24 protein-coding genes and 1 tRNA gene are annotated in these 24582 nt (G+C 72.4%); 8 read left to right on the top strand and 17 right to left on the bottom strand.

Going from position 1 to position 24582, the window contains the following annotated elements; translation table 11 throughout:
* Positions 1 to 49: 49 nt before the first annotated feature.
* On the bottom strand, positions 50 to 2590 hold the full coding sequence (gene leuS, locus ABEA53_RS07935; RefSeq protein ID WP_345480524.1) for a leucine--tRNA ligase: 2541 nt from the start codon (positions 2588 to 2590) through the stop codon (positions 50 to 52).
* Between the two features lie 66 nt (positions 2591 to 2656).
* Between leuS and ABEA53_RS07940 the strand changes: the two genes are divergently transcribed.
* Positions 2657 to 3358 carry a DedA family protein gene (locus ABEA53_RS07940; RefSeq protein WP_345480525.1) on the top strand — a complete coding sequence of 234 codons (702 nt, stop codon included), beginning with the start codon at positions 2657 to 2659 and terminating at the stop codon, positions 3356 to 3358.
* 292 nt (positions 3359 to 3650) lie between these two features.
* Here the strand turns inward: ABEA53_RS07940 and ABEA53_RS07945 are convergent, their stop codons facing one another.
* The 4 genes from ABEA53_RS07945 to ABEA53_RS07960 are packed head-to-tail and all read right to left on the bottom strand — an operon-like array spanning position 3651 to position 6980.
* A complete protein-coding gene (locus ABEA53_RS07945; protein ID WP_345480526.1) occupies positions 3651 to 4571 on the bottom strand; it encodes an ABC transporter substrate-binding protein in 921 nt (306 codons plus the stop codon).
* Positions 4572 to 4612: 41 nt separating this feature from the next.
* Entirely contained in the window at positions 4613 to 5371 is a 759-nt protein-coding gene (locus tag ABEA53_RS07950; protein ID WP_345480527.1) for an ABC transporter permease, read from the bottom strand.
* Positions 5371 to 6072, bottom strand: a complete 702-nt coding sequence (locus ABEA53_RS07955; RefSeq protein ID WP_345480528.1) for an ABC transporter permease — start codon at positions 6070 to 6072, stop codon at positions 5371 to 5373. Before ABEA53_RS07955 ends, ABEA53_RS07950 begins: the two co-directional genes overlap by 1 nt.
* Positions 6072 to 6980: an ABC transporter ATP-binding protein gene (locus tag ABEA53_RS07960; RefSeq protein WP_345480529.1), complete on the bottom strand. Its 909-nt coding sequence runs from the start codon at positions 6978 to 6980 to the stop codon at positions 6072 to 6074. Before ABEA53_RS07960 ends, ABEA53_RS07955 begins: the two co-directional genes overlap by 1 nt.
* Positions 6981 to 7129: 149 nt before the next feature.
* Here ABEA53_RS07960 and ABEA53_RS07965 point away from each other — a divergent pair, with 149 nt between their 5' ends.
* The gene (locus ABEA53_RS07965; protein WP_425550606.1) at positions 7130 to 8206 is read left to right on the top strand and encodes an App1 family protein phosphatidate phosphatase; all 1077 of its coding nucleotides are present in this window, start codon (positions 7130 to 7132) and stop codon (positions 8204 to 8206) included.
* A gap of 42 nt (positions 8207 to 8248) precedes the next feature.
* Here ABEA53_RS07965 and ABEA53_RS07970 read toward each other — a convergent pair whose 3' ends face one another.
* On the bottom strand, positions 8249 to 9640 hold the full coding sequence (locus ABEA53_RS07970; protein ID WP_345480531.1) for a glucose-6-phosphate dehydrogenase: 1392 nt from the start codon (positions 9638 to 9640) through the stop codon (positions 8249 to 8251).
* A 132-nt stretch (positions 9641 to 9772) separates the two neighbouring features.
* Here ABEA53_RS07970 and ABEA53_RS07975 point away from each other — a divergent pair, with 132 nt between their 5' ends.
* The 4 genes from ABEA53_RS07975 to ABEA53_RS07990 all read left to right on the top strand — a co-directional run bounded on the left by ABEA53_RS07975 (position 9773) and on the right by ABEA53_RS07990 (position 13672).
* Positions 9773 to 10933, top strand: a complete 1161-nt coding sequence (locus ABEA53_RS07975; protein ID WP_345480532.1) for an acyl-CoA dehydrogenase family protein — start codon at positions 9773 to 9775, stop codon at positions 10931 to 10933.
* Between the two features lie 93 nt (positions 10934 to 11026).
* Positions 11027 to 12466 carry an MFS transporter gene (locus ABEA53_RS07980; RefSeq protein WP_345480533.1) on the top strand — a complete coding sequence of 480 codons (1440 nt, stop codon included), beginning with the start codon at positions 11027 to 11029 and terminating at the stop codon, positions 12464 to 12466.
* 69 nt (positions 12467 to 12535) lie between these two features.
* Positions 12536 to 12608: transfer RNA gene (locus ABEA53_RS07985), tRNA-Ala, on the top strand.
* Between the two features lie 239 nt (positions 12609 to 12847).
* A complete protein-coding gene (locus tag ABEA53_RS07990; protein WP_345480534.1) occupies positions 12848 to 13672 on the top strand; it encodes an alpha/beta fold hydrolase in 825 nt (274 codons plus the stop codon).
* A gap of 60 nt (positions 13673 to 13732) precedes the next feature.
* Here the strand turns inward: ABEA53_RS07990 and ABEA53_RS07995 are convergent, their stop codons facing one another.
* Positions 13733 to 14434, bottom strand: coding sequence for a phosphocholine cytidylyltransferase family protein (locus ABEA53_RS07995; RefSeq protein ID WP_345480535.1), 702 nt, complete (start codon positions 14432 to 14434; stop codon positions 13733 to 13735).
* Entirely contained in the window at positions 14431 to 15537 is a 1107-nt protein-coding gene (locus ABEA53_RS08000) for a CDP-glycerol glycerophosphotransferase family protein (RefSeq protein WP_345480536.1), read from the bottom strand. The genes ABEA53_RS07995 and ABEA53_RS08000 overlap by 4 nt, the downstream gene beginning before the upstream one ends.
* 386 nt (positions 15538 to 15923) lie before the next feature.
* Here ABEA53_RS08000 and ABEA53_RS08005 point away from each other — a divergent pair, with 386 nt between their 5' ends.
* Entirely contained in the window at positions 15924 to 16892 is a 969-nt protein-coding gene (locus ABEA53_RS08005; protein ID WP_345480537.1) for a helix-turn-helix domain-containing protein, read from the top strand.
* Positions 16893 to 16899: 7 nt separating this feature from the next.
* Here the strand turns inward: ABEA53_RS08005 and rsfS are convergent, their stop codons facing one another.
* From rsfS to rplU, 9 genes are all read right to left on the bottom strand, one after another.
* A complete protein-coding gene (gene rsfS / locus ABEA53_RS08010; protein ID WP_345480538.1) occupies positions 16900 to 17265 on the bottom strand; it encodes a ribosome silencing factor in 366 nt (121 codons plus the stop codon).
* An 8-nt stretch (positions 17266 to 17273) separates the two neighbouring features.
* Positions 17274 to 18809, bottom strand: coding sequence for a hypothetical protein (locus ABEA53_RS08015; RefSeq protein WP_345480539.1), 1536 nt, complete (start codon positions 18807 to 18809; stop codon positions 17274 to 17276).
* A gap of 68 nt (positions 18810 to 18877) precedes the next feature.
* The gene (gene nadD, locus ABEA53_RS08020) at positions 18878 to 19489 is read right to left on the bottom strand and encodes a nicotinate-nucleotide adenylyltransferase (RefSeq protein ID WP_345480595.1); all 612 of its coding nucleotides are present in this window, start codon (positions 19487 to 19489) and stop codon (positions 18878 to 18880) included.
* A 19-nt stretch (positions 19490 to 19508) separates the two neighbouring features.
* Entirely contained in the window at positions 19509 to 19703 is a 195-nt protein-coding gene (locus tag ABEA53_RS08025) for a hypothetical protein (protein ID WP_345480540.1), read from the bottom strand.
* A gap of 63 nt (positions 19704 to 19766) precedes the next feature.
* Positions 19767 to 21041: a glutamate-5-semialdehyde dehydrogenase gene (locus ABEA53_RS08030; protein ID WP_345480541.1), complete on the bottom strand. Its 1275-nt coding sequence runs from the start codon at positions 21039 to 21041 to the stop codon at positions 19767 to 19769.
* Between the two features lie 10 nt (positions 21042 to 21051).
* Complete coding sequence (gene proB, locus ABEA53_RS08035) at positions 21052 to 21864, bottom strand: glutamate 5-kinase (RefSeq protein WP_345480542.1); 813 nt, start codon at positions 21862 to 21864, stop codon at positions 21052 to 21054.
* Entirely contained in the window at positions 21861 to 23369 is a 1509-nt protein-coding gene (gene obgE, locus ABEA53_RS08040; protein ID WP_345480543.1) for a GTPase ObgE, read from the bottom strand. The genes proB and obgE overlap by 4 nt, the downstream gene beginning before the upstream one ends.
* An 80-nt stretch (positions 23370 to 23449) precedes the next feature.
* Positions 23450 to 23731: a 50S ribosomal protein L27 gene (gene rpmA / locus ABEA53_RS08045; protein WP_345480544.1), complete on the bottom strand. Its 282-nt coding sequence runs from the start codon at positions 23729 to 23731 to the stop codon at positions 23450 to 23452.
* A gap of 10 nt (positions 23732 to 23741) precedes the next feature.
* Positions 23742 to 24050: a 50S ribosomal protein L21 gene (rplU, locus tag ABEA53_RS08050; protein WP_345480596.1), complete on the bottom strand. Its 309-nt coding sequence runs from the start codon at positions 24048 to 24050 to the stop codon at positions 23742 to 23744.
* 196 nt (positions 24051 to 24246) lie between these two features.
* On the opposite strand from rplU, the gene ABEA53_RS08055 reads away from it, so the two are divergent.
* A complete protein-coding gene (locus tag ABEA53_RS08055; RefSeq protein ID WP_345480545.1) occupies positions 24247 to 24510 on the top strand; it encodes a DUF4031 domain-containing protein in 264 nt (87 codons plus the stop codon).
* Positions 24511 to 24582 lie beyond the last annotated feature (72 nt).

The raw sequence follows: 24582 nt of genomic DNA on the forward strand, positions 1-24582 counted from the left end.
ACCGGTCGACGACCCCGCGTGCGGAACGCTCCTGGGGAGGAGCGGATCGCTACTCGGTGGCGATGCTCACGACCTTCGGCGCCCGCACGACGACCCGCGCGATGCGCTTCGCACCGACGGAGCGCTGCACCACGTCGGAGGAGGTCGCGAGGCGCTCGAGGTCCTCCGCGGTGATCTTCGGCGACACCTCGAGCTTCGCCCGGACCTTGCCGTCCACCTGCACGATGGCCGTGACCGACTCCTCGACCAGCAGCGTCGGATCGGGCTTGCGGAAGCCCTGCAGGGCGACCGACGGCTCGTAGCCGAGGCGCTCCCACATCTCCTCCGCCGTGTACGGCGCGAACAGGCTCAGCGCGACCGCGATGGTCTCGACCGCCTCGCGCACCGCGCCGTCCGCGCCGCCGGGGCCGCTGTCGATCGCCTTGCGGGTGACGTTGACGAGCTCCATCAGCCGGGCGATCAGGACGTTGAACTTGAAGGTCTCCGCCAGGCCCGGGACGTCGGCCAGGAAGCGGTGCGTGTGGCGGCGCAGCGCCTGGTCGCCGCTCGACCAGTGCACGTCGGTCGGGCTGGTCACGTCGATCGCGAGCCGCAGCGCACGGTTCAGGAACTTCACCTGACCGCCCGGGCGCACGTCCTCCCAGTCGATGGTGTCCTCCGGCGGGCCGGCGAACGCCATCGTCAGGCGGATCGCGTCGACGCCGAACCGCTCGAGCTCGTCGGAGAGGCTCACGCCGCCGCGGCTCTTCGACATCTTCGCGCCGCCCGACAGGACCATGCCCTGGTTCAGCAGCGCGTTGAACGGCTCGGTGAAGTGCACGTAGCCCAGGTCGAACAGCACCTTGGTGATGAACCGGGCGTAGAGCAGGTGCAGGATCGCGTGCTCGACGCCGCCGACGTACTGGTCGACCGGCGCCCACTTGTCCGCCTCCGCGGGGTCGAAGGCGCGGGTGTCGTCGTTCGGCGCGAGGAAGCGCAGGAAGTACCAGGAGCTGTCGACGAACGTGTCCATCGTGTCCGCGTCGCGCTTCGCGGGCGTGCCGTCGATCGGGCTCGGCACGTTCACCCAGTCGGTCGCCGCGCCGAGCGGCGAGGTGCCCTTCGGCTTCAGGTCGAGGCCCTCGGTCGACGGCAGCACGACGGGCAGGTCCGCCTCCGGCACCGGGATCTCGGTGCCGTCCGCAGCATGGATGATCGGGATCGGCGTGCCCCAGAAGCGCTGGCGGGAGATCAGCCAGTCGCGCAGGCGGTAGCTCTTCGCCGCACGACCGGTGCCGGCCGCCTCCAGCTCCTTGACGACCTTCTCGATCGCGCGGGCCTTGGACAGGCCGTTCATGCTGCCCGAGTTCACGAGACGGCCCTCGCCGGTCAGCGCGACGCCGGTCCTCACCGGATCGACGGACTCGATCTCCGGCAGCTCGCCGCCCTCCGGGATCACCGGGATGACGCCGGTGACCGGCTGGAAGGTGTCGACCACGACCTTGACCGGCAGGTCGAAGGCGCGGGCGAAGTCGAGGTCGCGCTGGTCGTGCGCGGGCACGGCCATGATCGCGCCGGTGCCGTAGTCGGCCAGCACGTAGTCGGCGGCCCAGATCGGCAGCCGCTCCCCCGTGACCGGGTTGATCGCGTGGCGGCCGAGGGAGACGCCGGTCTTCGCGCGGTCGGTGTTGAGGCGCTCGACCTCCGTCGTCGACTGCACGCGCGCCAGGTACGCGGCGAACGGCTCGGCGAACTCCGCCGGCTGCCCGGCGATCAGCTCGGCGGCCAGGTCCGAGTCGGGGGCGACGACCATGTAGGTCGCGCCGTGGATCGTGTCGGGCCGGGTCGTGAAGACGGTGACGGGCTCGTCGCGGCCCTCGATGACGAAGTCGATCTGCGCGCCGTTGCTGCGGCCGATCCAGTTCCGCTGCATCGCGATCACCTTGGACGGCCAGGTGCCCTCGAGCTGCTTCAGATCGTCCAGCAGCCGGTCCGCGTAGTCCGTGATGCGGAAGTACCACTGGGTGAGCTTCTTCTTCTCGACGACCGCGCCGGAGCGGTCGGACGTGCCGTCGGGCAGCACCTGCTCGTTCGCGAGCACGGTCTGGTCCACCGGGTCCCAGTTGACCCAGCTGTCCTTCCGGTACGCCAGGCCCTTCTCGTACAGCTTGAGGAACAGCCACTGGTTCCACTTGTAGTACTCGGGGTCGGAGGTGTGCAGCTCACGGCTCCAGTCGAAGCTGACGCCGTAGCGCTCGAACGACGCCTTCTGCTGCGCGATGTTGTCGTACGTCCACTCGCGCGGGTCGCTGCCCCGCTTGATCGCGGCGTTCTCGGCGGGCAGGCCGAACGAGTCCCAGCCGATCGGGTGCAGCACGTTGAAGCCGCGCTGCCGCCAGTAGCGGGCGGTGATGTCGCCGAACGCGAACGCCTCCGCGTGACCCATGTGCAGGTCGCCGGAGGGGTACGGGAACATGTCGAGGATGTACTTGCGCGGCCGCTTGTCAGTGGGGTCGTCCGTGCGGAAGAAGTCGCCCTCCCGCCAGATCGGCAGCCACTTCTCCTGCAGCTGCGCGGGCGTCGGCAGCTCGTCGGGGGTCGGCTCGGGCATCGCGGTTCCTCAATGTGATCGGTGCCTGGTGCAGGCGGAGAACGACCTCCAACTGTAGAGGCCGGTGTGCGCCGGCCGTTCCCGCTCCCGCCCGGCCGCACGGCCCGCCGACGTACGCTGGCCCCGACGACGAAGGAGCGCCACCTGGACGCCTGGCTGACCGCCCTGCTCGAGGGCCTGACCACCCTCGGCGCCTGGCGGTACCTCGTCGCCTTCGTGGGCATGTTCTGCGAGACGAGCCTCTTCCTCGGCCTGCTCATCCCCGGCGACACCGTCGTGCTGCTGACCGCGACCGCCGGCAGAGGCGCCTTCGAGTGGGCGTCGCTCGTCCTCGCCGTGGTGGCGGGATCGCTCGCCGGTGAGACCGTCGGATTCGTGATCGGGCGGGTCTTCGGTCCCCGGCTGATCGCGAGCCGGCTCGGGAAGCGCATCGGCGAACGTCACGTGCTGCGCGCCGAGCGCTGGCTCGACCGCCGCGGCGGCCTCGCGATCCTGCTGAGCCGCTTCCTCCCGGTGATGCACGCGCTGATCCCGGTCACCGTCGGCGCGAGCCACTACCCGTACCGCCGGTTCCTCGCGTGGACCGCCCCCGCCTGCGTGCTCTGGGCGGCGCTCTACGTCTCCGTCGGGCAGGCGGCGGGGTCGAGCTACCGGGCGCTCGCGCAGGAGCTGCACTTCGCCGGCTGGCTCGTGCTCGGCGGCGTCGTCGTGTTCTTCCTCGTCGTCTGGCTGGGCAAGAAGCTGCTCCACCGCCTCGAGCGGCCGTGAGTTCAGGGCTGCGCCGCCGCCGCTGCGGCGCAGCTGTGACGCTCGGTGTGCATTGCTGCGCCGCCGCCGCCGCCGCGGCGCAGCTGTGACGCTTCGCGGCCCTGGACGAGCCGCGGTAGGCGCCGCGCGCGAGGTGCGTCGATGAGGCGGCTCACCTCGCCGCCCTGCCATGCGGCACGTTCGACGTCCCAGCCCGCGCGGCCCCCTCGGCGGTCGCAGCGGGACTCAGGGGCACATGCAGAAGGGCCGGCTTCCTCTGGGATGCCGGCCCTTCCTCGTCAAGCGGAGGGGGTCAGAGACCCTTCTCCTTCAGGAAGGCCTTCGCCGCGGCCTGCGGGTCGGTCTTGCTGCTGCCGGAGACCTGCTGGTTCAGCTTCAGCAGGTCGTCGGTCGTCAGCTTGCTGCTCACGCTGTTCAGCACGGTCGCCACGTCGTCGGAGGCCTTCGCCTTGCCGACGATCGGCACGACCTGCTGCGACGCGAAGAGGTTCTTCGGGTCCTTCAGCGTGACGAGCTTGTTCTCGATGATCGACGGGGTCGTGGAGTAGATGTCCGCGACCTGCACCGTGTTGTTCAGCAGCGCGCTGAGCGTCTTCGGGCCGCCGCCGTCGCTGATCGCCTTGAACTTCAGGTTGTCGAGGCCGTAGACCGACTTCAGGCCCTTGATGCCGTCGGCGCGGGTGGCGAACTCGGGGTTCGCGGCGACCGTGAACGAGTCGAGCTTCTTCAGGTCCGCGATGGAGCTGAGGGAGTTCTTGTCCGCGAAGGACTTCGTCACGTTCAGGGAGTCGGAGTCCGCGGCCGACGCGAAGTCGTAGGCCACCGCGTCGATCGTGCCGATCTTCGCGTCGATCCCGCTCTTCACGGCGTCGCCCGACTTGGCGTTCGCCGTCTTGTCCAGGTACGACAGCAGGGAGCCGGCGTACTCGGGCACGAGGTTGATCTCGCCGCTCTTGAGGGCGGCGAGGTAGGCGTCACGGGCGCCGATGTTCACCTTGTAGGTGACGTCGTAGCCCTTGTCCTCGAGCGCGCCGCCGTAGATGTAGGCGAGCGTGACGTTCTCGGGGAAGTTGGCGGAGCCGACGGTGAGCGACTTGGAGGCGCCCGACGCCGACGAGGACGGCTCGGAGCTGGAGCTCGAGCCGCTGCCGGCGAGGGTGTCGGAGCCGGCGCAGCCGGCGAGACCGAGGGCGAGACCGGCGGCGACCGCCACGGATCCGAGCAGGCCTCTGCGTGAGATGGACATCGGTTGGTTCAGTTCCCTTCGGGCATGGGTGCCCGGGAGACGGCCGAGGCCGACCTCCCGCGTGCTGTGGTGGTGCGGTCCCGGCCGCGGGACACCCCGCGCGGCCGAGCGGTCCGTTGGACGACGGCGAGCACGCCGTCGACGAGGAGGGCGAGGGCGGTGACCAGGATCGACCCGGCCACGACCTGCACGTAGTCGGTGCTGGCGAGCCCGCTCAGGATGAAGTCGCCGAGCGAGTTCGTGCCGAAGTAGGACACGATCGTCACGGAGGCGATGATCTGCAGCACCGCGCTGCGCAGCCCGCCCAGGATCAGCGGTGCGGCGAGCGGCAGCTCGACCCGCCGCAGGATCTGCAGCTCGGTGTGGCCCATCGCGCGCGCCGCGTCGATGGTGCGGCGGTCGATCGACTCGAGCCCGGCGTAGGCGCCGGCGAGCAGCGGCGGCACCCCGAGCAGCACGAAGACGAGCACGTTGGCGACGACCCCCGCGTCCTGCGAGGCGAACAGCGCGGTGCTCAGCAGCAGCGACAGCAGGCCGAGCGTCGGGAACGCGCGCACGACGTTGGCCAGCAGGATCGCGAACCGGCGGCCGCGCCCGGTGTGGCCGATGTACAGCCCCACGGGGAGCGCGATCGCCGCCGTGACGACGACGGAGATCAGCGTCAGCCACAGGTGGGCGCCGAGCTCGTCGAGGATGCCGGGTCCGAAGTTCACGGTCGACCAGTGCTCGGGGTCGAAGATCCACCTGAACGCGTCGAGGAACAGCATCAGACGCCCGTCACGTTCGGTCGGGTCGGCAGCGCCTCGAGTCGCGCGCGATCACGGCCCCGGACGCTCGTGCCGCGGTTCCAGGGCATCAGCAGCCGGCCGATCGCGCTGAGCACGACGTCGAACACGGCGGCGAGCAGCAGCACCGCGACCAGTCCGACGACGGCCTCGAGCGGGAACTGGCGCTGGAAGGCGTCCGTGAAGAGGTTGCCGAGGTTGGGGATGCCGACCAGGGCGCCGACGGTGGTGAGGCTGACCGTGCTCACCGACACGACGCGGATGCCCGCGAGCAGGACCGGGCCGGCGAGCGGCAGCTCCACCCGCCAGAAGCGCTGCACCGGCGAGAAGCCCTGCGCGGCCGCCGACTGCCGCACGTCGGCGGAGACGGAGCCGAACGCGTCCGACGCCGACCGGACCATGATCGCGATCGCGTAGAGGAACAGCGCGATCACGACGTTCAGCGGGTTGAGGATCGCGAGGCCGGCCGCGACGGGCACGAGCACCACGAGCGCGATGCCGGGGATCGTGTAGAGGATGTTGCCGATCGTCAGCAGCACGCTGCCCGCGACGCGCGATCGGCTGGCGAAGTAGCCGAGGGGTACCGAGGCCGCGAACCCGAGGAGGATCGCCGGGGCCGCGAGACCGACGTGTGCGACGGTCAGGGCCCAGATCTCATCGAGATGGCTCAGCACCCAGTCCATCAGGCGTCTCCCGCCTGGTCCGTCTTGTTCGAGATGCTGCGCGACTTCGGACCGGAGCCGGCGGGCAGCAGGTCGAGGCGGCCGCCCGGCGCGGCGACGAGGCCCGCCGGGTAGCCGGACGAGTCGACGAGCAGGACGTCGTCGCCCTGCCCCTGCTGCTCGGCCGTGAGCCGGCGCTTGCCGCGCTTCGCGCCCACGAAGTCGGCGACGAAGTCGTCGGCGGGGTGCGCGAGGATCTCCGCCGGGGAGCCGACCTGGGCGATCAGACCGCCGCGCTTGAGGATGACGACCTGCGTGCCGAGCAGGAACGCCTCGTCGATGTCGTGGGTGACGAACACGGTCGTCTTGCCGATCTCGCGCTGCAGGCGCAGCAGCTCCTGCTGCAGCTCGTCGCGCACGATCGGGTCGACGGCGCCGAAGGGCTCGTCCATCAGGAGGATGTTCGGGTCCGCCGCGAGCCCGCGGGCGACGCCCACGCGCTGCTGCTGGCCGCCGGACAGCTGGCCGGGGTACCGGTTCGCGAGCGACCGGTCGAGGCCGACCCGGTCGAGCAGCCCGAGCGCGGCCGTGCGGGCCTTCGTCTTCGGGACGCCGGTGAGCACGGGCACGGTCGCGACGTTGTCGACGACGGTGCGGTGCGGCAGCAGGCCGGAGTTCTGCATCACGTACCCGATGCGGCGACGCAGCGCGACGGGCTCTATGCCCGACACGTCCTCGCCGTCGATGAGGATCTGACCGTCGGTCGGGTCGACCATGCGGTTGATCATGCGCAGCAGGGTGGTCTTGCCGCACCCCGACGACCCGACGAACACCGTCGTGGAGTGCGACGGGATGGTGATCGAGAAGTCCTCCACCGCGGTCGTGCCGTCGGGGTAGGTCTTGCGCACGTGATGGAACTCGATGCCCACGTCAAGTCCTTCCCTGCAGCGCGGAGCGTGCGGTACGTCCGGAGCGCGCTCAACATACCGACGGCTCCGGACATCACAGCGCATCCCGGCGATCGCATCCCGATTGTGACGTCGGATGAGTGCCGGAGCGGTCTGCGAGACTTCGCATCGTGGCCCCACCGCAGCGTCGCCCGTTCCGCCGCAAGCCCTCGCCGGCCGTCGAGCAGGCGGTCGAGCAGGCCGTCGGCCGGGCGATGCGCATCGACGATGCGATCCGCGAGTTCCGCGAGCAGCGCGCCCGCCGGCACGGCCGCGTGCCGATCGTCATGCCCTACACCGGCTACGGCTCGACGACGTGGGTCCGGGTGCTCGCCCGCGTGCTCATCACGGCGCAGCCGCCGGCCGACCCGCCGCAGGAGTCGTTCCGCGGCTGGCGCAGCTTCACGAGCATCCCGGTCGACAACGCGCCGGTGCGGGTCGAGGTCGGCGACACCGTGCACCACGTCGTCGCGAACAGCGGCGGCCTGATCGACGTGCGCGTCGCGGTCGAGCTGACCCCCGGCTGGCACCGCATGACCCTGCAGGTGGAGGGCGAGGGCGACCGCTCCCCCGCGGTGGTGGCGCCGGTGTTCGTGCTCGACCCGAGCGCGCCGTTCGGCGTCGTGTCCGACATCGACGACACCGTGATGGTGACCGCCCTGCCCCGGCCGCTGCTCGCCGCCTGGAACACGTTCGTGCTGAACGAGCACGCCCGCACGCCGACGCCGGGCATGGCGGTGCTGTACGACCGCCTCCACGGCGCGCACCCGGCGGCCCCGTTCCTCTACCTGTCCACGGGAGCCTGGAACGTCGCGCCGACCCTCGGCCGGTTCCTGAGCCGCAACCTGTACCCGCCGGGGCCGCTGCTGCTCACGGACTGGGGTCCGACGCCGGACCGGGTGTTCCGCTCCGGCCGGGCGCACAAGGTCGACGAGCTGGAACGCCTCGCCGCCGAGTTCCCCGACGTGAAGTGGCTGCTGATCGGCGACGACGGGCAGCACGACGAGGAGACCTACAGCGGGTTCGCGGTTGCGCACCCCGAGAACGTCGTCGCGATCTGCATCCGGCAGCTGTCCGACAGCGAGGCGGTGCTCGCCGGCGGCCGCTCGCGCGAGCGGTGGCGCGAGGAGGCGACCGCGGCCGACTGGGTGTTCGCCCCCGACGGCGGCGGGTTCGCGAAGGCGCTGGAGGCGCGCGGCCTGCTCTGACCGCGGCCGGAGCCGGCCGCGGTCAGCGCTGCGGGCTCCGGATCAGGACCAGTCGGCGGGCCCGCCGCTGCCGGCGGGGTACTCGTCGAGGGGCACCTCGCCGCGCTGCCACGCGTCGAGGATCGGCTGCACGATGTTCCAGCACTGCACCGCCACGTCGCCGCGGATGGACAGCGTCGGGTCGTCGCCGAGCACGCCGCGGATGACCTCGCCGTACTCGGTCACGGGGCTCTTCGGCAGCGTGCCGGAGACCTGGACCGGCTCGAGCTCGAACGGCATGTCGCCGCCGCCGGACGTGAAGCGCAGCTCGATGCGGGGCGGCTTGAAGCCGAACCGCAGCACCTCGGCGCTGGCGTCGCCGGTCTGGCCGTCCGGACGGAACCGGACCGGGCGGTAGTGCACGCGGATCTCGTTGGCGGGATCGCCGATGGCCTTGCCCGATCGCAGCACGAACGGCACGCCGCCCCAGCGGGCGTTGTCGACCTGGAGCGCGATCTCCGCGAGCGTCTCCGTCTCGTGCTCGGGGTCGACGCCCTTCTCCGACGCGTAGTCCGGCAGCTGCTTGCCGTCGACCTCGCCGGCGGTGTACCGGGCGCGGCGGGAGGGGCCGTCGGTGTTCGGGAAGACGGGTGCGCCGGTCCACGGACGCGTGACCGACAGCACGGCCGCGAGCGAGTTCCGCAGGTGCTCGGCGTCGAAGTGGGAGGGGGCCTCGCAGGCCGTCACGGCGAGCACCTGCAGGAGGTGGGACTGCAGCATGTCGCGGAGGGCGCCGGCGGTGTCGTAGTAGCCGGCCCGGCCCTCGAGCCCGAGCTTCTCGTCGTAGACGATCTCGACCCGCTCGATGGCGTCCCCGTTCCAGGAGGACTCGAGCAGCCGGTTGTTGAAGCGCGTCGCGAGCATCGCCAGGGCGGCGCGGTGGCCGAGGAAGTGGTCGACGCGGTGGATGCGCTCCTCCGGCACGACCCGGCCGAGCGCCGCGTTCAGCGCCGTGGCGCTGTCCGCGTCGTCGCCGAACGGCTTCTCGACCGCGAGCACCGTGTGCTCCGGCAGGTCGAGGCCCTCGAGCACCGCGGCGACCTTCGACACGATGGCCGGCGGCAGCGCGAAGTACACGACGAGGTCGCCCTCGACCTGGTCCAGCAGCGGCTTCCAGTCGTCGGCGGAGGTGGGGTCGGCCTGCACGTACTCGGTGGTCGCGAGGATCGCGTCGACGGCCTCGCCCTTCGCACCGATCTGCTCGAACGCGCCCGCGACGGTGTCGCGCCACTCGCCGCCGCGGTCGGAGCGGCCGCTGCCGACGACCTTCAGGCCGTCGAGCAGCCGCAGGTCGGAGGCGTCGCCGCCGACGACGAGGCTGCCGAGCCCGGGCAGGAGCAGCCGCTTGGCCAGGTCACCGCTGGCGCCGAGGATGAGCATCGTGGTGGAGGTCACCCCGGGAGCCTACGGAGTACGCGCTGGATGCGGAGCGCACCCCGACCGGACGCGGGCCGGGAGCGGCGAGCCCCTCCGACGCGCGGCAGGGCGCGGCGCGGGCGTCCGCCCGTGCGCGCGTACCGTTGCGGCGTGTCCTCCTCCGCCCGAGTCCTCGACGCCGAGCTGCTGCACCGCATCGCGTCCCGAGCCGCCGGCCACGACCGCGACGGCTCCTTCCCCGCCGACGACCTCGACGAGCTGCGCGCCGCCGGCTACCTCGCCGCGCTCGTCCCCGAGGCGCTCGGCGGCTGGGGCCTCACCCTCGAGCAGCTGACCCGGGAGCAGTCGCGCCTCGCCGCCGCCGCGCCCGCCACCGCCCTGGCCGTCAACATGCACCTCGTCTGGACCGCGGTGGCGAAGACGCTGCACGACCGCGGCGACGCGTCCCTCGACTTCGTGCTGCAGGAGGCGGCCGCGGGCGAGGTGTTCGCGTTCGGGGTGAGCGAGGCGGGCAACGACCTGGTGCTCTTCGGCTCGACCGTCGAGGCGGCGCCGCGGCCCGACGGGTCGGTCGCCTACACGGGCACGAAGACCTTCACCTCCCTGTCCCCCGTCTGGACGCGGCTCGGCGCCTTCGGCCTCGACACCGCGAGCGCGGACGCCCCGCGGATCGTCTGGGGCTTCCTCGACCGCGACGCCGACGGCATCGAGATCGTGGAGGACTGGGACACCCTCGGCCAGCGGGCCACCCGCAGCGACACCACGCGGCTGCACGGCGCGGTCGTGCGGGCGGACCGGGTCGTCCGCCGACTGCCGCCGGGCCCGAACCCCGACCCGCTGATCTTCGGGGTGTTCGTGAACTTCGAGATCCTGCTCTCGTCGGTCTACGCGGGCGTCGCGCACCGCGCCGTGGAGCTGGCGGCGGAGGCGGCGAAGCGCCGGTCGTCGCTGAAGCTCGGCGGCGCGCCGCGCTCCGACGACCCCGACGTGCGCCGCCGCGTCGCGACCGCGGCGATGCTCGACGACGCGCTCGACCCCCAGATCCGGTCGCTGGCGCGCGACGTGGACACGGCCGCCGATCACGGGCCGCGCTGGTTCGCCAAGGCGTCCGGCCTCAAGGTCCGGGTGACGGAGGGGGCGAAGGCGGTCGTCGACCAGGCGATCCTCGTCGGCGGGGGCAGCGGCTACGCCGCCTCGTCCGAGCTCTCGCGGCTCTACCGCGACGTGCTCGCCGGCGCCTTCAACCCGTCGACCGCGGACTCGGCGCTCGGCACGATCGCCTCCGCGGTGCTCGGCCCGCCCTCCTCCTGACCCGTGCGGTGCTGACCGGGTCCTGCGGCACGGCGCAGCCCCGCCGGCTGCGAGCGCGCTGATCGCGCAGGAGGCGGTTCCTAGGCTTCTGCGGTGAGCGACGACGTCCCCGAGCGGCAGCAGCACCCGACGCTGATCCTGGCGATCTGCTGCCTCAGCCTGTTCATCGTCACGCTCGACGCGACCGTGACGAACGTGGCCCTGCCGACCATCGGCAAGGAGCTGCACGCCGGCGTGACGAGCCTGCAGTGGACGCTCGACGCGTACACGCTCACCCTCGCCAGCCTGCTCGTGCTCGCCGGGTCGAGCGCGGACCGGTTCGGGCGCAAGCGCGTCTTCCGCATCGGGCTGGTCGTGTTCGGCCTCGGTTCCCTGGCGTGCAGCGCGGCGCCGAGCGACGGCGTGCTCATCGCCGCGCGGGTGCTGCAGGCGCTCGGCGGCACGATGCTCAACCCGGTCTCGCTGTCGATCATCACGAACTCGTACAAGGAGCCGAAGCAGCGGGCGCGGGCGCTCGGTGTCTGGGGCGCCGTCAGCGGCGTCTCGCTCGGCTTCGGACCGCTGGTCGGCGGGCTGCTCGTGGAGACGATCGGGTGGCGGTCGATCTTCTGGGTGAACGTGCCCGTGGTCGTCGCGGCGCTGGTCCTCACGACCCTGTTCGTGCCCGAGTCCCGAGCCGCCAAGGCGCGTCGCGCCGACCCGCTCGGGCAGGTGCTCATCGTCGTGCTGCTCGCCGGCGCGGTGTTCGGGATCATCGAGGGCCCCGAGCTCGGCTGGACGTCCCCCGCCACGCTCGGCGCGTTCGTGGTCGCCGCGATCGCGCTGGCGCTGTTCGTGCCGGTGGAGCTGCGCCGCAGGGAGCCGCTGATCGACCCCCGGTTCTTCACGAGCATCCCGTTCTCCGGCGCGGTGCTCGCCGCCGTGCTCGCGTTCGGATCGTGGAGCGCGTTCCTCTTCACGAACACGCTCTACCTGCAGGACGTGAAGGGCTTCTCGCCGGTGCTCACCGGGCTGCTGTTCATGCCGGCCGGGATCGCGATCCTCGTCGCCTCCCCGGTGTCCGGCCGCCTCGTGGGCGCCCGCGGCACCCGCCTGCCCATGTCCCTCGCGGGGTTCTTCGTCGCCGTCGCCGCCGTCTCGCTCGCCTTCACCACCGCCTCCTCCCCCGTCGCCCTCGTGGCGGTGGTGTTCGCCCTGTTCGGGCTCGGCTTCGGCCTGGTCAACGCGCCGATCACGAACACGGCGGTGTCCGGCATGCCGAACGACCAGGCGGGCGCGGCCTCGGCCATCGCGTCGACCGGGAGGCAGGTGGGCACCTCGCTCGGGATCGCGCTCGCGGGCTCGATCACCGGTGCGGCGGGCGCGGGCGGGAAGGTCCCGAAGTCGTTCGCCACGGACGCGCACCCGCTGTGGTGGACCATCGCGGGTGCCGCGCTCGTCGTGGCCGCGATCGGATCGATCAGCAGCACGAGGGCCGCCGGCGCCTCGAGCGAGCGGCTCGGCCCCCTGCTGCAGGACGCGACGCGCGCCTGAGGCGCGCAGGTTGAAAGGGAAGGGGTCGGCGTCGGTGTACACTCGACAGGCCGCTGCAGCGGCACGTACGGGTCTGTGGCGCAGCTGGTAGCGCACCTGCATGGCATGCAGGGGGTCAGGGGTTCGAGTCCCCTCAGATCCACAAGACGAACGGCCTGATCAGGACCTCTCTCGCCAGAGGAACCGGTCAGGCCGTTCGTCGTTATCCCGCCTCCCCGCACGCCGGTGGACGCTCGGTGAAGGCCGGATGGACGACCCGTGCCGCACCCCCGGATACCGGGGCCCGGCCTTCCGCCGTCGCACCCCCCGTCGGGATACTGACCGCGCGGACGACCGCGTCCGCACGCGGCCCCGCCGCGACGGACGGAAGAGGGAGAACCCATGGGCACCATCACGACCACGGACGGCACCGAGATCTTCTACAAGGACTGGGGCACCGGCCAGCCCATCGTCTTCAGCCACGGGTGGCCCCTGTCGTCGGACGACTGGGACACGCAGATGCTGTTCTTCCTCGCCGCCGGCTATCGCGTGGTCGCGGCGGACCGCCGCGGGCACGGCCGCTCGACGCAGACGGGCGACGGGCACGACATGGACCACTACGCCGCGGACCTGCGCGCCGTCGTCGAGCACCTCGACCTGCACGACGCGATCCACGTCGGCCACTCCACCGGCGGCGGCGAGGTCGCGCACTACATCGCGACCTACGGCGAGGACCGGGTCGCCCGCGCGGTCCTGATCAGCTCGGTGCCGCCGATCATGGTGCAGACCGAGAGCAATCCCGGCGGCCTGCCGAAGAGCGTCTTCGACGACCTGCAGGCGCAGCTCGCGGCGAACCGGTCGAACTTCTACCGCGCCCTCCCCTCCGGCCCGTTCTACGGGTTCAACCGGCCCGGAGCGGAGACGTCCGAGGCGATCATCGAGAACTGGTGGCGCCAGGGGATGATGGGCGGCGCGAAGGCCCACTACGACGGCATCGTCGCGTTCTCGCAGACCGACTTCACCGAGGACCTCAAGAAGATCTCGGTGCCGGTGCTCGTCATGCACGGCGAGGACGACCAGATCGTGCCCTTCGCCGACTCGGGCGCGCTCTCGGTGCAGCTCGTGCAGAACGGCACGCTGAAGAGCTACCCGGGCTTCCCGCACGGCATGCCCACGACGCAGGCGGACGTGATCGACGCCGATCTGCTGGCGTGGCTGCGGTCCTGACCCCGATGTGACGGCGGAGGAGGGCCCGCCCGCGGGCAGGACCCCCTCCGATCGTCGCGGTCAGACCATCTCGTGGCGGTTCGCCCGCGCGAGGTCCTCCTCGAAGTCGACCTCGACCGCGAAGCGGCGCGAGATGTCGAGCGGCGCGACCTTGACGCCGCGGTCCTGCACCGCGGTCTCGATGCCGCGCTCGAAGTAGTCCTGGTCGCCGCAGCGCTCCAGCTCCTGGAGCAGGACCGCCTTGTCGTGCGCGGAGACGTAGTTGATGCCGACCGCCTCGCCGAGACCGCCGGTCACCTGCTTCGACAGCTCGCGGATGAAGCCCTCCGCGTCCACGGTGTACTTCACCTCCTCCTCGCCGACCGCCGCCGTGTTGACGCAGACGGTGCTCTGCTCGGCGTCGATCGCGCCGCGCAGGTCCTCGAGCACGGCCGGGTCGAACACGACGTCGCCGTTCAGCCACAGCACCCCGCCGTCCGAGGAGACGGACAGCGCGCGCAGCAGGCTCTTCGACGTGTTCGTGTCGTCGAAGTACGGGTTGTAGGCGAACAGCAGGTCCGGCTGCTCCTCCATGATCAGGTTGGCCTTGAAGCCGGTCACGACGATGATGCGCACCCGGTCGCCGAAGACCGAGCGCAGGTTGTCCACCTGCTGCTGCATGATGCTGCGGCCGTCCTGCAGCCGGGTCAGCGGCTTGGGCAGCGGCCGGCCGAGTCGGGTGCCGAGGCCCGCGGCCAGGATGACGGCTTGGATCTCGCTCACGCGCTCCTCCTCGAGAGTTCGTCCTCCCCGTGGATGCGGGGAAGCACCAGGTCGAGCACGCGCTCGGTGGCGTGACCGTCGTCCAGGCTGCAGAACATATCGGCGAACGCTGCCAACGGCGTCCCCGTGCGACGGCGCACCCCGTCGAGGTCGGCCAGCGCGTCGAGCAGTTGCTCGCTCGACGACACGATCGGGCCCGGGCACAGCTGCCGGTAGTCGTAGTACATCCCGCGCTCGGCCTCGTACCGCTCGAGGTCGTCCGCGAGGTGGACGATCGGGCGGCCGAGCCGCGCGAAGTCGAACTGGGTCGACGAGTAGTCGGTGACCATGACGTCGGCGGCGAGGTACAGGTCGGCGACGTCCGGGTAGGCCGACAGGTCGAGCACCCCCGGCGTCGTGACGGTGCCGAGCGCGTCGGAGACCTTGTAGTGCAGGCGCAGCAGCAGCACCGCGGACCCGCCGAGGCGCTCGCGGAACCGCTCGAGGTCGATCCGGAGCCGGAAGTCGGCCCCGTCCTCCGCGAGGTCGTCGTCGCGCCAGGTCGGGGTGTAGAGGACGGCGGTCGTGCCCTCCTCGATCCCGAGCTCCGAGCGGACGCGGGCGCGGTGCAGGTCGCGGTCGGGCGCGCTCAGGACGTCGTTGCGGGGCAGCCCCGTCTCGTGCACGGCACCGGCCCAGCGGAAGGCGCGACGGAGGTGCGGGGTGCTCGCGGCGTTCGGCGAGAGCAGCAGGTCCCACCGGGACACGTCCTCGTCGATGCTCGCCCGCACGTCGTCCGACAGCGACTTCTCGTCGTGGCTGATCACCTTGAGCGGCGTGCCGTGCCAGGTCTGGAGGTAGACCGTGTCGGCCCCCTTCCGCCACTGCATGCCGAGGTGGGTGTTCGACACCACGAGGTCGGCCGTCTCGAGCGCGGCGACGCACTCCGGGGTGCCGTGGACCACGGTGGTCACCCCGTCGGGGAAGGTGTGCGCCTGTTCCGGGGAGGCGATCCAGACGTGCTCGACGTCCTCGCCGTCGTGCGCCTGGGCCACGGCCCGGTGCAGCGCCCGCGGGCTGTCCGAGAACCATCCGCCGAAGCTGTTGTAGACGATCTTCAACAAGGTCCTTCCTGATCGGGTCGTGCCGGGCGACCGGCGCGGGGTGCGGTGTCCACCGGTCAGGACCGGGTTCCTCCTCGTGCTGCGGCGCGTGCGCGCCCGACGGGCTCCTGCCGGCGGAGCCGGACCGCGTCCGCCGGACGGGCGGTCACGGCGCACGCCGGGCGGGAGGCGGGCCGATGCGTCTCGTCGCTTCGCGTTCCGGCGTGCAGGGGTCGTTCCGCCGGCGCGCGGGCGGTGCACCGCTCGCCAGCGTATCGGCCTCCGGCTGCTCCGCCGCCCCGGCCGCTCCGCGCGACACCGCGTCGTGCGGGTGCGCCGGCGAGCGTCCCGCGTCGCTCCCAGCGCGCCGTGCCCATACTGACGCCCACGAGGGCGTGGAAGGGCTGATGACCGTGGACCGCCGAGTGACCGCGACCCCGTCCGACGGCGACGGCGCGGGGATCGTGCGCCCGCGCATCGAGCGGCGCCGCTACACGGGCGAGGACGGCATGCGCGGCCTGCCCGTGGAGGGCCGCTTCGAGAGCCGCGACCCGGAGGAGTTCGAGGCCGAGGTCGTGCGGGCGGAGCTCGGCGCGCTCGTGCTGCGCCGCACGACGATGACGGCGCATCGCGCCATGGTCGACGGCAGCGATGCGGGCGCCGACATCCTGCGGCTGATGACCGTACAGCACGGCTCCGTGCTGGCCGCCCCGCCCGGCGGCCGACCCGTGCGCCTCGAGGTCGGCGACGCGCTGCTCACCTGCCGCGCCCGGACCTACGTGTACCAGGCGGACGGCCCGATCGCGATCGTCGCGTCAACGCTGCCGGTGACCAGCCTGCCGCCGCTCGCACGCCGCCTCGACGACCTGCCGGTCGGTCCGCTGCCGCACACGCCCCTCGTCGACGCCGTGGTGGCGCTGCTCGTGGAGCTGGCCCGCCGCCTCGACGAGCCGTGGCTGTTCGACGCCGACTTCGCAGCGCGCGGCCTGATCGACCTGCAGACCGCGATCCTCTCGGAGGTGATGGCGCCGCCACCGCCCGCACCCGGCCCGGACCGGGTGCGCGCCGCAGCCGTCGACCACATCGAGCGCCACCTGGGCGACCCCGGTCTGCGGCCGCCGCAGATCGCGGCGGCCCTCGGCGTCAGCCTCCGCTACCTGCACCGCGCGTTCGACGAGACGGACTCGACCGTCGCCCGCTACCTCCGCGACCGACGGCTGGAGGAGGTCGCGCGCACGCTCCGAGCCGGCGAGCGGCAGCCGTCGCTGCAGCACCTCGCCGAGCGCTACGGGTTCAGCGGCCAGGACCAGCTGGCGCGCGCGTTCCGCCGCCGGTACGGCTCGTCCATGACGGAGTACCGGGCGGCCCGCCCCTGAGCGCGACTCAGGAGGCGGTCGCGGGCTCCTCGATCGGGATCACCGGGCAGTCGCGCCACAGCCGCTCGAGGGCGTAGTACTCGCGGTCCTCCTGCAGGAAGACGTGCACGACGACGTCGCCGAAGTCGAGCAGCTCCCAGTGACCCGAGCCGCGTCCCTCCCGCCGCCGCACCGACACGCCGAGCGAGCCGAGCCGCTCGTCCACGGCGTCGGCGATCGCGCTCACGTTGCGCTCGCTGCTGCCGGAGACGAGCAGGAAGGCATCGGTCAGCGCGAGACGACTGGAGACGTCGAGCGCCACCAGGTCCGTCGCGTTCCTCGAAACGGCGGCTGCTGCCGCCTCCTGCACCTGGGACCTGATCTGCTGCTCCATCTGAGCGATCAGAATAGCTTGAGCACCCAGCTGCCGACGAGCAGAGTCACCACACCCACAGCCATCGCACCGGCGACGATCGCCAGCACCGTGGGCAGCAGGTTGCTGCCGCGGCGCGGCGCGGCCGCGAAGCTCCGGTCGTGCGGCGCGCCGCTGACGGCCTTCGAGGCCCGCACGGGGGCGACGCCGGCGGCCGGCTCGTCCTGCGACGCCTCGTAGAGGCGGTCGATCTCGTGGGAGTCGTAGAGGTCGCTCGGCGCCCCCGTCGTGGAGAGGCTCCGCGGCAGGTTCATGGAACCGGTGATGAAGATGTCGCCGTTCGCGTTCACCGCGGCCTGCGTCATGTCCGCCTGCGGGTCGTTCGGCAGGATCAGCGCGTTCGCCGAGCCGTGCGAGCCCTGCACCGAGCGGCTGAGCAGGCCGGTGAAGCCCTCCTGCACGTCCTCCTCGTCGGCCCATGCGAGCGCGGGGTTCGACGCGGCGGGCTGAGGAGCCTGCGGCTGCTGGCGCGCCTTGCGGATCAGCGCCTCGAAGCCGGCCAGGTCGGTGACCTCGCTGGGCGGGCCGATCTGCGGGTCGTGGAACTGCGACTGCGGCTGCGGCTCGACGAACGGCAGGGCGGGCTGCGCCGGCGTCGGCCCGGGCGTGAACGCGCGCGGCTCGTACGCCTGGGGGTCGTAGTCGTCCTCGTCGTCGTCGTAGTCCTCGGCGCTCCAGGCCTGCGGCTGGATGAAGGCCGGATCGACCTGCGCGGCGCCCCACTCGTCGCGGTGCTCCGCGGGAGCGATCGGCACCGGGCTCGAGAAGGTCAGCGAGTCGTCGCCCGCGGGCTCGCTGAAGGCCTGCGGGAGGCTGATCGGGTTCGTCGTGTGCGACGGCGCGTCCAGGTCGACGGCCTGCCGCGGGATGACGACGGTCGGCTCGGGGAGGTACGGCTCGTCGTAGTAGCCGTCCTCGTCGTAGTCGGCGCCCTCGAAGCCGGCCGGCTGCTGCGGCGGCGCGACGGGCCGCGGAGCGGCGGGGGCCGGGTGCGGATCCGCGAACAGCTCGCCGGGGAGGCCGTCCTCGCGCTGGTCCGCGATCTCGAGCTCGCGGCGCTGGCGCCGCGTGAGGCCCTGGCCGGCCTCGAAGGCCGCCGGGGACGAGAAGGCCTGGGGCTGCTGGCCGGTCTGCACCGGCTCCTGCGGAGCGGCGGCGCGACCCGGCGCCTGCGCCTCGGCGCCGCGCCGCAGCACGGCGTCGCGGACGCGGTCGAGCAGCTCGCCGGAGACGCTCGAGTCGTCGGCTCGCGGTGCGGCCGGCGCCTCGGGCACGCCGGCGCGGAACGCGTCCAGCTCACCCGTCTGCTCCGCCGCGGCACGCTGGCCGCGCGTCAGCGCCGCCCAGATGTCCTGCGTGTCGCCGACGTTGAACTCCTGATCAGGAGCGAACTCGGCCGCGAAGTCGTGCGCGTCGAAGTCGACGACGCCCGACGGGTGCGGTTGCTTCTGCGCGAGCGCCTCAGCGGCGCGCCGCTCGGCCTCCCGTGCCTCTCGACGGCTCATCGGCGCTCCGGAGGAAGCGTCCAGAGCCCCACTCGCGCCATTGCGCGTCTGCTGGTCCTGCCACGACGTCATGCTTCGCTCCTGTACAGCCGGTGCTTGCTGATGTACTGAACCACACCGTCCGGCACGAGGTACCAAACCGGGGCGCCGTGTCGCACTCGCGATCGGCAATCCGTCGACGAGATCGCCAGCGCGGGCACCTCGAGGACGCTGACGTCGCCCTGCGGCAGGTCGCTGACGGACAGCGTGTGGCCCGGCCGGGTCACCGCGACGAAGTGGGCGAGCCCCCAGAGCTCGTCGAGGTCCTTCCACGACACGATCTGCGCGATCGCGTCGGCGCCGGAGATGAAGAACAGGTCCGCGTCGGGGTGCTGCGCGGCGAGGTCGCGCAGGGTGTCGACCGTGTAGGTGACGCCGCCGCGGTCGATGTCGACGCGCGAGACGGTGAACCCCGGGTTCGACGCCGTGGCGATCACGGTCATGAGGTAGCGGTGCTCCGCCTCCGAGACCGGCGTCTTGTGCCACGGCACGCCCGTGGGGACGAAGACGACCTCGTCGAGGTCGAAGACCCGCTGGACCTCGCTCGCGGCCACGAGGTGGCCGTGGTGGATCGGGTCGAAGGTGCCGCCCATCACGCCGATGCGGCGGCGGGTGCTCCCCGCGGGACGAGCGGCGCTCAGTGCGCTGACGGGGGCTCCGTCAGCTGCCGTGCGGGTGGCCGGCGTCGACGCCCTTGCCCGCGTGGCGGTTCGCGACGTCGCGGTAGGACCACGTGACGGCCCCGAGCAGGATGAACACGCTGACCGCGATGATCGGGAACACGACACTCGGCACGGGGAGCGACTGCTCCTCGATGGTGGCGGCGGCGAGCACGGCCGAAGCGACGACGGACATCGGATCCTCCTAGAGCGCCCGGCGGGCTGGATCAGTGTAGAGCGACCGCCGCCGTGGAGCCGTTCAGGCGCGGATCTGACCGGTCCCGCGGACGAGCCACTTCGTGCTCGTCAGCTCCGACAGGCCCATGGGGCCGCGCGCGTGCAGCTTCTGCGTCGAGATGCCGACCTCGGCGCCGAAGCCGAACTCGCCGCCGTCGGTGAAGCGCGTGGAGGCGTTGACCATCACCACGGCGCTGTCGACCTCCGCCAGGAAGCGCTCGGCGCTGCGCACGGACTCGGTGACGATCGCCTCGGTGTGGTGCGTCGACCAGGCGGCGATGTGCCCCATGGCCGCGTCGAGGTCGTCGACCACGGCGACCGCGAGGTCGAGGGAGTAGTACTCGGCGGCCCAGTCGTCGTCGCTCGCGATCTCGAGGTCCGGCACGATCGCGCGGGTCCGCTCGTCCGCGTGCAGCACGACGCCCGCCTCCTGCAGCGCCGCCGCGACGGGCGGCAGGAGGCGCTCCGCGGCGGCCGCGTGCACGAGCAGCGTCTCCGCCGCGTTGCAGACCGCGACGCGGTGCGTCTTCGCGTTCAGCACGATCGACACGGCCATCTCGACGTCGGCGCTCTCGTCGAGGAACACGTGCACGACGCCCGCCCCCGTCTCGATGACCGGCACGGTCGACCCCTCCACCACGGCCTTGATCAGCCCGGCGCTGCCGCGGGGCACGAGCAGGTCGACGAGGCCGCGCGCCCGCATGAGGGCGTTCGCGCCGTCGCGCCCGAACTCGTCCACGGTCTGCACCGCGCCGGCCGGCAGGCCGGTGGACGCGAGCGCGTCCTGGATCACGGCCACGAGGGCCGCGTTGGAGTGCTGCGCCGCGGTGCCGCCCCGCAGCACGACCGCGTTGCCGCTCTTCAGCGCGAGCGCGGTGATGTCCACCGTCACGTTCGGGCGGGCCTCGTAGATGGCGCCGATGACGCCGAACGGCACCCGCACCTGCGTCAGCTGCAGCCCGTTCGGCAGGGTGCTGCCGCGCACCACGTCGCCGACCGGGTCGGGCAGGCGCACGATGGCGAGCACCGCGTCCGCGAGGGCGGCGATTCGCCGCTCGTCGAGCGTCAGCCGGTCGACCAGCCCGTCCGAGAGCCCGGAGGCGCGAGCCGCGGCGAGGTCGTCCGCGTTGGCGGCGATCACCTCCGCGCTGCGGGCGAGCAGCGCGTCGGCGATGGCCTCGAGCCCGCGGTTCCGCTCGATCGCGGTGGCGGTCGCGAGGCGCGTGGACGCGGCCTTCGCCGCGCGGAACCGGTCCTCCGCGGTCGCGAGGCCGCGGTCCTCCAGCACGTCGGTCATGCGCGCGATCCTAGGACGCGGGCTGCTCCTGCGGGGCGCTCGAGACGCCTGCCTCGAACCAGGTGCCGATCCGCTCCCCCGCCAGGGCCGCGTCGACCCGGTCGGTCGCGGTCAGCAGGACGGCGATGCCGGAGTCCGCAGCCATCCGCGCGGCAGCGAGCTTCGTCGCGGCTCCCCCCGTGCCGACGCCGGTGTTCGTCTCCGTGACGAGCACGTCGGCGAGCGGGTCGCCCGCGGCGACGAACGGGATGCGCTCGGCTCCGGGCTCCCCCGGCGGGCGCGTGTAGAGGGCGTCCACGTCGGACAGCAGCACGAGCAGGTCCGCCCGCAGCAGGCGCGCGACGAGGGCCGCGAGCCGGTCGTTGTCGCCGAAGCGGATCTCGTGGGTCGCGACGGTGTCGTTCTCGTTGACGACCGGCAGGATCCGCAGCGACAGCAGCGTCTCGAGCGCGCGCTCGGCGTTGCGGCGGTGGGTCGGGTCGTCGATGTCGCTCGCGGTGAGCAGCACCTGGGCGGCGGTGACGCCGAAGCGGTCGAGGCGCTCCTGGTACCGGCGCACGAGCAGGCTCTGCCCGACCGCGGCGGCGGCCTGCTGCACGGCGAGGTCGGTGGGGCGCTCCTGCAGCCGCAGGTAGGGCATGCCGGTCGCGATCGCGCCGGAGGACACGAGCACGACCTCCGCACCACGGGCGTGGGCGCCGGCCAGCGCGTCCACGAGCGGGCCGAGCTGCCCGGACCGATCGCCGCTGATGGAGGACGAGCCGACCTTCACCACGATGCGGCGAGCCGTCGCGACCGCGTCCTGCGTGGCCGGCGCGGTCACGGCTCGAGGTCCCTCGTCGCCTGGACGGCGCGGCGCTCCTCCTCGTCCTCGGCGCGCGCGGCCGCCTTGGCGTCCATGCGCTCCTTGTAGCCCTGGCGGCGCTCCTCCGTGCTGCGGCGGGTGGAGCCGCCGAACCGCGCGTCGGTGCCGCGCGGGCTCGTGACGAGCTCGGCGATGGAGGTGAGCGTGGGCTCCCAGTCGAAGACGACGCCGTCGCCGGGGCCGATCACGACCGCGGACCCGGGGCGGGCGCCCGCGGCGAACAGGGCGTCCTCGACGCCGAGCTTCGCCAGGCGGTCGCCGAGGTACCCGACGGCCTCGTCGTTGGTGAAGTCCGTCTGCTGCACCCAGCGCTGCGGCTTGGCGCCGAGCACCCGGTACACGGTCTCGGTGCCGCCCTCGACCTCGACGTGGAACGCGCCGTCGTCGGCGGCCTTCGGCTTGAGCACGATGCGCGGGCGCAGCGCCTCCTGCGCCGCCCGCTCGGCGCGGTCGGCCTCGATCACGGCTGCCAGCGCGAACGAGAGCTGCCGGAGCCCCTCGTGGCTCGCCGCGGAGACCGCGAACACCTGCAGGCCGCGGGCCTCGAGGTCGGGGCGGACCAGCTCGGCGAGGTCCTTCGCGTCGGGCGAGTCCACCTTGTTCAGCGCCACGATCTGCGGGCGCTCGAGCAGCGGCTGGACGTCGGACGGCACCGGGTAGGCGCCGAGCTCGCCCAGGACGACGTCGAGGTCGGTCAGCGGGTCGCGGCCGGGGTCGATGGTCGCGCAGTCGATGACGTGGACGATCACGCTGCAGCGTTCGATGTGCTTGAGGAAGTCGAGGCCCAGCCCGCGGCCCTCGCTCGCGCCCTCGATGAGGCCGGGGACGTCCGCGATCGTGTAGCGGGTGCTGCCCGACTCCACGACGCCGAGGTTCGGCTGGAGCGTGGTGAAGGGGTAGTCGGCGATCTTCGGCCGCGCGGCCGACATCGCCGCGATCAGGCTCGACTTGCCCGCGGAGGGGAAGCCGACGAGCGCCGCGTCGGCGATCGTCTTCAGCTGCAGCCGGACGTCGACCAGCTCGCCGGGCGTGCCGAGCAGCGCGAACCCGGGCGCCTTGCGCTTGGGGTTCGCGATCGCCGCGTTGCCGAGGCCGCCGCGGCCGCCGACCGCGGCGACGAAGCGCATGCCGGGCTCGGTGAGGTCGGCGAGCTGCTCGCCGTCCGCGCTCGTGACGACCGTGCCGACCGGCACCGGCAGCTCCACGGGCTCCCCCGCGGCACCGTCGCGGTCGTCGCCGGCACCGGGCCGACCGGCGCCCGAGGAGCGGTGCGGCGAGCGGTGGTAGCCGAGCAGCGTCGTGACCTGCGGGTCCGCGACGAGCACGATGTCGCCGCCGTCGCCGCCGTTGCCGCCGTCGGGCCCCGCCAGGGGCTTGAACTTCTCGCGGCGGATGGACACGCAGCCGTTGCCGCCGTGTCCTGCGCTGAGGTGCAGCGTCACCGCGTCGACGAACGTCGCCATGCGCCTGCCTCCGTTTCCTTCATGAATGCGGAACGGGCGGGTCCCGAAGGAGCCCGCCCGTCACCGTTGGTGCTGCTGCGTCAGACGCCGGCGTTCTCCAGAACGGGCTGCGCCGGGACGACGATGTTGACGACCTTGCGGCGCGACTTCGCACCGAACTCGACGACACCGGCCTCGAGGGCGAACAGGGTGTCGTCCTTGCCGCGGCCCACGTTGGCGCCGGGGTGGAAGTGGGTGCCGCGCTGGCGGACGAGGATCTCGCCGGCCTTGACGACCTGGCCGCCGTAGCGCTTCACGCCGAGGTACTGCGCGTTGGAGTCACGACCGTTGCGGGTCGAGCTCGCGCCCTTCTTGTGTGCCATGTCCTGCTCCTCAGCCGATCGCGGTGATGCGCACCCGGGTGAGCTCCTGACGGTGCCCCTGGCGCTTCTTGTAGCCGGTCTTGTTCTTGAACTTCTGGATGACGATCTTCGGACCGCGCTCGTTCTGCACGAACTCCGCCGTCACGCTGACCTTCGCGAGGTCCTCGGCCGCGTGGGTCACGGTCTCGCCGTCCACCAGCAGCACGGGCGCGAACGACAGCGTGCCGTCGTCGCCGGCCTTCTGACGGTCGACGACGAGGACGGTGCCGACCTCGACCTTTTCCTGGCGCCCACCGGCGCGCACAATCGCATAGACCACTTCGAGCCCCAACTTCTCGTTCACTGGATGCCGGTACCCGCTCACGGTGCTCCTGACGAAGTGCCGCGGCTCGACCGACCAAGTCGGATTCGGTGCTCGATGGGCCCACACGCCTGGGCGGCCCACACGCACCGACCGTCAAAGATAGCAGAGTCGGCGACGCCCGAGGCCACCGTCGATGGAGGACCATCGAGCGGTGACCGTACTGGTGGACGTCCCGATGTGGCCCGCGCACGACCGGCTGTGGGCGCACCTGGTCAGCGACTCGTCGATCGAGGAGCTGCACGCCTTCGCGGAGCGCGCCGGGCTCCCCCGCCGCAGCTTCGACCTCGACCACTACGACGTGCCGGAGGAGCGCATCGCGGCGCTCACCGCGCTCGGCGCGGAGCAGGTGACGGCCCACGAGCTGACCCGGCGGCTGATCGCCTCCGGCCTCCGCGTGAAGGCCCGCGACCGCTAGACCGCTCGTGCTCACGCTTCTCGCCGCGTCGACGACGTCGCAGCGGCAGGAAGCGTGAGCGGAGTGGAGCGG

Origin of the sequence: Amnibacterium soli, assembly GCF_039544415.1 — a bacterium.
Lineage (GTDB): Bacteria > Actinomycetota > Actinomycetes > Actinomycetales > Microbacteriaceae > Amnibacterium > Amnibacterium soli.

Bases quoted from the DNA above. Each gene is read 5' to 3' on its own strand.
- leuS (WP_345480524.1), bottom strand. From the start codon at position 2,590: ATGCCCGAGCCGACCCCCGACGAGCTGCCGACGCCCGCGCAGCTGCAG.
- ABEA53_RS07950 (WP_345480527.1), bottom strand. From the start codon at position 5,371: ATGCTGTTCCTCGACGCGTTCAGGTGGATCTTCGACCCCGAGCACTGG.
- ABEA53_RS07955 (WP_345480528.1), bottom strand. From the start codon at position 6,072: ATGGACTGGGTGCTGAGCCATCTCGATGAGATCTGGGCCCTGACCGTC.
- ABEA53_RS07990 (WP_345480534.1), top strand. From the start codon at position 12,848: ATGGGCACCATCACGACCACGGACGGCACCGAGATCTTCTACAAGGAC.
- ABEA53_RS08005 (WP_345480537.1), top strand. From the start codon at position 15,924: ATGACCGTGGACCGCCGAGTGACCGCGACCCCGTCCGACGGCGACGGC.
- rsfS (WP_345480538.1), bottom strand. From the start codon at position 17,265: ATGGAGCAGCAGATCAGGTCCCAGGTGCAGGAGGCGGCAGCAGCCGCC.
- ABEA53_RS08015 (WP_345480539.1), bottom strand. From the start codon at position 18,809: ATGAGCCGTCGAGAGGCACGGGAGGCCGAGCGGCGCGCCGCTGAGGCG.
- ABEA53_RS08025 (WP_345480540.1), bottom strand. From the start codon at position 19,703: ATGTCCGTCGTCGCTTCGGCCGTGCTCGCCGCCGCCACCATCGAGGAG.
- ABEA53_RS08030 (WP_345480541.1), bottom strand. From the start codon at position 21,041: ATGACCGACGTGCTGGAGGACCGCGGCCTCGCGACCGCGGAGGACCGG.
- obgE (WP_345480543.1), bottom strand. From the start codon at position 23,369: ATGGCGACGTTCGTCGACGCGGTGACGCTGCACCTCAGCGCAGGACAC.
- rpmA (WP_345480544.1), bottom strand. From the start codon at position 23,731: ATGGCACACAAGAAGGGCGCGAGCTCGACCCGCAACGGTCGTGACTCC.